This is a genomic window from Dawidia cretensis, assembly GCF_018598175.1.
GTDB classification, from domain to species: Bacteria; Bacteroidota; Bacteroidia; order Cytophagales; family Cyclobacteriaceae; genus Ohtaekwangia; species Ohtaekwangia cretensis.
On record NZ_JAHESE010000151.1, the window covers coordinates 1 to 336 of the forward strand.

The 336-nt window shown below is 53.6% G+C and carries 1 protein-coding gene; it reads left to right on the forward strand.

Annotated features, from left to right (window positions below; translation table 11 throughout):
• Positions 1 to 336: hypothetical protein (locus KK062_RS30150; RefSeq protein ID WP_438836546.1), on the forward strand; the 336-nt coding region annotated here is incomplete at both ends.

The following is a 336-nucleotide window of genomic DNA, read 5'->3' on the forward strand; positions in this document are numbered from 1 at the left end:
CTGCAGCGTTGCTGGATGATAGGCCTCAACATCGCGGCCATCGCTTTTGGTTTCCTGTTCCGTTCACGGGTGCCGGAGCATATTCAGCTGCGTCGCTTTATACGCATCGTAATCATCCTCTTTATCGTACTCAACGCACTGGCCATCCTCTTCAACATCTTTGGCCGATTCTCGCTGGCACGCATCCTGGGCACGGCCGGGATCTTTGCCCTCACGCAGGTGATGGGTCTGTCCGGATTGGTGAAAACTATTATTGAATCTATTCTGCTACAAATCCCGCCGATCCGGGTGAAAGAGAATATCGAGCAGCCGTTCGAGCCGCAGGGTATCATTGGC